Source organism: Acinetobacter sp. AS5 (assembly GCF_048957595.1).
Classification (GTDB): Bacteria; Pseudomonadota; Gammaproteobacteria; order Pseudomonadales; family Moraxellaceae; genus Acinetobacter.
Genome location: NZ_JARDAL010000011.1, coordinates 1 through 4,429, shown reverse-complemented (window position 1 = coordinate 4,429; position 4,429 = coordinate 1). Strand labels below are relative to the sequence as shown.

Below are 4,429 nucleotides of genomic sequence, written 5' to 3'. Positions count from 1 at the left end.
AATCTACCTATTTGCAATAATTGGGTCGAGAATCAGATGCGTCCCTGGGCGTTGGGGCGCAAGAACTGGCTGTTTGCAGGTTCGCTGCGCAGTGGTCAGCGAGCGGCAAACATCATGACGTTAATCCAGTCAGCAAAGCTGAATGGCTTGGATCCGTATGCCTATTTAAGTGATGTGCTGAAAAGGCTGCCGACACACAAAGTGACCCAAATTGAAGAATTGCTGCCACACTGCTGGAAACCTAAATCGAATTAAAATTGGTATGGGATTCAGCGGACGCTTACCCATAGGGAGAGAGGACTTCCAATATTTATTGAGATAGTAGTTTTTAAAAATCATCATTTCTATCCATAAAGTTAGAGAGGAAGTTCCCTCTCCTTTTAGGAGAGGGTTAGGGTGAGGTCATATTTTAATCCTTCCTAACGTCCTTTTGATAAAGGAAGGACTTTACTTTTAAAATGTATCAACAATAAATAAAAAAGCACCTTTCGGTGCTTTTTTATTTACTGAATGATCTGTAAATCATCCTGTAAATGACAGGCCTGAATGATATTCATCATTTTAGCAGGAACAGCTTTAAACTGTAGTCCTTGCGCTTGAGGAGTTTGGCGCAACCAGCGCACCAATACCGCCAAAGCCAAAGTACTGCCACTTTCAAGCCCAGCCAAGTTGACCACAAGCGGAAATTTGGTCTGGGATTGAACCACACGCAGACCATTTAGGTAATAGTCCTGCGCATTGGCATAGTCAATTTTGCCTGAAACCTGCAATTCCTGATCCTTGAATACAATCACGGCTCACCTATCTGATTATTTCTTGTTCTTGTCGATTGCAGCTTCTGCATCCGGTTTGAAGTTAGCAATAGCTTTATCTATATTACCGCCATTACGTTTTACTGTCGCAGCAAACTGGTTACGGAATTGCAAACCTAGATCGATACCCGATACGTTGATGTTGCGGATTTTCCATTGTGAACCTTTGTCCACCAGCTGGAACGCCACGGGAATTTTCTCGCCCTTATTATTAAAGTCGATGGTTACAACAGGGTTTTTGCTATTGCTGGCCTTGTATGGACGCACGCTATAGGTCTGATTGCTGAACTTGGAAAATGCAGAACCATAATTTTCAATGAGCGTTTCACGGAAATTCTTTTCAAACTGCGCGCGCTGTGCAGCAGTACTATACTGGTTCGTCGCATAAGTCCCCATCACAATACGCGTGAAAGACTGTGAATCAATGTATGGATCCAGATTCTGGCGGACAATCGCTTTTACCAGCGCTGGATTGTTCTGCAATTTTGCGTTATCAGCTTTGAGGCGCTCAATCAAACCATCTGCCACTTTTTTAATAAAAACAGGTGGTGCTTCAGACGGTGCAGCAAACACTGTACCAGCAATCATTGTTGAAAGAATGCTTGCTGCAAGCGTTTGTTTTACTAAAGTCTTCACTGAAATCTCCTCAATCTATTATTCAACAAATACAGGTTCTGCATCAGTCGATTCTGAAACTGTCGCCTGTTCTGGGGCAGTTTCTTGACTATCCGACGATTTACCGGCACCGCCAGTAATGAACTTCGTCACTAAATCTTCAATTTCCATGGTGCCTTGGGTATTGGCAATCTGATCACCGCGTTTCAAATAGTTCAGACCACCACCTGGAATAATTTTCAGGTATTTTTCACCCAACAACCCATTGGTCGCTACCATAATATAAGCATCTTCATCAATATTGGTGATGGATTTCATGTTATCTAACAGTTGTTTTTCCATGTCTTTTTGTTGCGCAGGTGCAGCCGCAGTATAGTCCGAACTATAACGTAACTCTTCCAGTGCTTCCTGCTGAACTTGCTTTAACTGTTCAGTATTAAACGAGGTCAAGGAGCCATCCAGGGTCATATGCACGGTCGCCAGACGCGTCACTGGATCCAGGGTAATGTCATCCACCTGCCCCACTTTCACACCACTCAATGCCACTTTAGCACGCGGCTTGATCCCATTTACATTTTCAAAAGTCGCTGTCATTTTATAGCTGTCGGAAATATTGTGTCCGACCAGACCACTGACACGCATCGCCAGGAAAAATAAGGCAATCGCAAACAAAATAACAAAAACACCAACGGCCAGCTCACTAGTACGTGATTTCATTAAACACCTCCGAACATGACCGCAGTCAACACAAAGTCAAAGCCTAAAACGCACAGCGAAGAATACACGACTGTACGCGTTGTAGAAGTTGCAATACCTTCCGATGTCGGGACACAAGCATAGCCTTGATACACCGCAATCCAGGTACAAATTAATGCGAATACAAAACTTTTAATAATGGTGCCATTCAAGACATCTTTATAGAATTGCACGCTGCTTTCCATGCCGCTCCAATAAGCGCCTTCATCGGCACCCAGGAAATCTACCCCGACCATTTTACCGCCCATAATGCCAACTGCGGCAAAGATGACGGAAAGCATTGGCAAGCTAAAAATCCCTGCCCAAAGACGCGGCGAAATCACCCGCTTCAATGGATCGACACCGATCATTTCCATACTGGACAATTGTTCAGTAGCTTTCATCAGGCCAATTTCCGCAGTCAAGGCTGAACCGGCACGTCCTGCAAATAGCAAAGCAGCGACCACAGGTGCCAGTTCACGCAGCAAGGTCAACGCGACCGCTGTTCCTAGCATCGACTCACTACCAAAGGTCGACAAGATGCTAAACATCTGCAAACCAAGCACGGCACCAATAAACAGGCCAGAAACCACAATAATCAGCAGGGACAATACCCCAACCCGATACATCTGATAAATAAACAGCTTTACGCCAAGCCAGGTCGGCATGGAAAATAAAATCTGCAACAGCATCAGGGTCGCGACCCCAATCCCCTGTACACGTTCAATAACGCGTCTACCTAATGCGGCAATTGCATTCATGAACGAACCTCATCACTTAAATAAGCTTGATGACTAAACTGATAATCCACCGGACCTTCTACCGAACCGGTCAGGAATTGCTGTACAAAAGCAGACGGATGCGCTTTCAGCTCTGCTGGTGTGCCCTCGCCCTGAATTTTGCCTTCTGCCACCACATAAATGTAGTCCGCAATCGATAAAGTTTCTGCAACATCATGCGAGACAATAATCGTGGTCAAGTCTAGTGCTTCACGTAATGAACGGATCAGACGAGTCAAAACGCCCATCACAATCGGATCCTGTCCGGCAAACGGTTCATCGTACATGATCAGCTCAGGATCCAGCGCAATCGCCCGGGCCAAAGCTACGCGTCGGTTCATACCACCGGATAGTTCAGACGGCATCATCTGTTCTGCACCACGTAAACCGACTGATTCCAGTTTCAATGCCACTATTTCCTTAATCAGATGTTCTGGCAATTTGGTATGTGCTCGAATCGGAAATGCGACATTTTCATACACGCTCATATCGGTAAACAAAGCACCGCTCTGAAACAACATACCCATCCGTGCACGTGCTGAAAAAAGTTCGGAACGTGACATCGTGGCAATATCCTTGCCGTCCAATAAAACCTGACCGTGCTCAGGAACCAGCTGCCCACCAATTAGTCTTAATAAGGTAGTTTTACCGGTACCGGATGGCCCCATAATGGCGGTAATCTGCCCACGACGAATATTCAAACTCACGTCGTCATAAATCACGCGCTCACCCCGCTTGAAGCTCAGATTCTTGACTTCAATCAGAGATTGAGTATCTCGCGCTGTTTGATTTTTCATAGCTGAGTTTATTCCTGCATTTTTTCAGCATGCATACTATAAAGGAACGAAGTTCAAAATGTTAGCAGTTGAAAAAGGTGGTTTAATATCATAAAAAATGACAACAATGGATTATTTCGTATTTTTTGTAATAAAAATATGCACTTAAGCTTGAGCCAGGTACATTGATTAATTAAAAAGACTGTATAAATAATAGATAATATTACATAAAATCAAAGTCAATGCGATATATGGCATATACACCTCTATCAATTGAGATCGAAGAGTTAAGCTTTTCATATTAATAATTATCATAACCCTGACAAAACATGATTTAGTAGACATTTTACGTTAAAAAGCAAAAAACTCAATGCATAAAAAAAACCGGTATTTCTACCGGTTTTTTATCTTCATCTAGCGACTGAATTAGTCGTTAAATTTACGACGTGGACGATCTTCACCACCGAACGAACGTTCACCACGTGGCTTGTCATCAAAGTTGCGACGTACTGGACGATCACCGAAGTCACGCTTTGGACGATCATCAAACGAACGTTGTGGACGATCACCAAAACCACCTTCACGACGTGGAGCTGGACGATCACCAAAATCACGTTTTGGACGATCACCATAACCACCTTCACGAGCTGGTTTGTAATCTACACGGTTGCCACGGTTGTCATCATTAGAGCGAGGACGGTCACCAAAACCA

At 44.1% G+C, this 4,429-nt stretch carries 6 protein-coding genes and 1 pseudogene; 1 reads left to right on the top strand and 6 read right to left on the bottom strand.

Translation table 11 applies throughout. The features are described from left to right. On the top strand, nucleotides 1–255 hold a 255-nt coding region (locus tag PV763_RS04970; protein ID WP_140992711.1), incomplete at its 5' end, for a transposase domain-containing protein. A 248-nt stretch (nucleotides 256–503) separates the two neighbouring features. Here PV763_RS04970 and PV763_RS04965 read toward each other — a convergent pair. From PV763_RS04965 to PV763_RS04940, 6 genes and pseudogenes are all read right to left on the bottom strand, one after another. Beyond that, on the bottom strand, nucleotides 504–794 hold the full coding sequence (locus PV763_RS04965; protein WP_071850897.1) for an STAS domain-containing protein: 291 nt from the start codon (nucleotides 792–794) through the stop codon (nucleotides 504–506). Between the two features lie 15 nt (nucleotides 795–809). Beyond that, entirely contained in the window at nucleotides 810–1,448 is a 639-nt protein-coding gene (locus tag PV763_RS04960; protein ID WP_174894180.1) for an MlaC/ttg2D family ABC transporter substrate-binding protein, read from the bottom strand. Nucleotides 1,449–1,466: 18 nt separating this feature from the next. Next, nucleotides 1,467–2,144: an outer membrane lipid asymmetry maintenance protein MlaD gene (locus tag PV763_RS04955; protein ID WP_420937458.1), complete on the bottom strand. Its 678-nt coding sequence runs from the start codon at nucleotides 2,142–2,144 to the stop codon at nucleotides 1,467–1,469. Then, the gene (gene mlaE / locus PV763_RS04950; protein WP_004281531.1) at nucleotides 2,144–2,923 is read right to left on the bottom strand and encodes a lipid asymmetry maintenance ABC transporter permease subunit MlaE; all 780 of its coding nucleotides are present in this window, start codon (nucleotides 2,921–2,923) and stop codon (nucleotides 2,144–2,146) included. The genes PV763_RS04955 and mlaE overlap by 1 nt, the downstream gene beginning before the upstream one ends. After that, complete coding sequence (locus PV763_RS04945; RefSeq protein ID WP_004645032.1) at nucleotides 2,920–3,738, bottom strand: ABC transporter ATP-binding protein; 819 nt, start codon at nucleotides 3,736–3,738, stop codon at nucleotides 2,920–2,922. The genes mlaE and PV763_RS04945 overlap by 4 nt, the downstream gene beginning before the upstream one ends. A gap of 405 nt (nucleotides 3,739–4,143) precedes the next feature. Beyond that, a pseudogene (locus PV763_RS04940) lies at nucleotides 4,144–4,429 on the bottom strand (DEAD/DEAH box helicase); the annotation flags it as partial.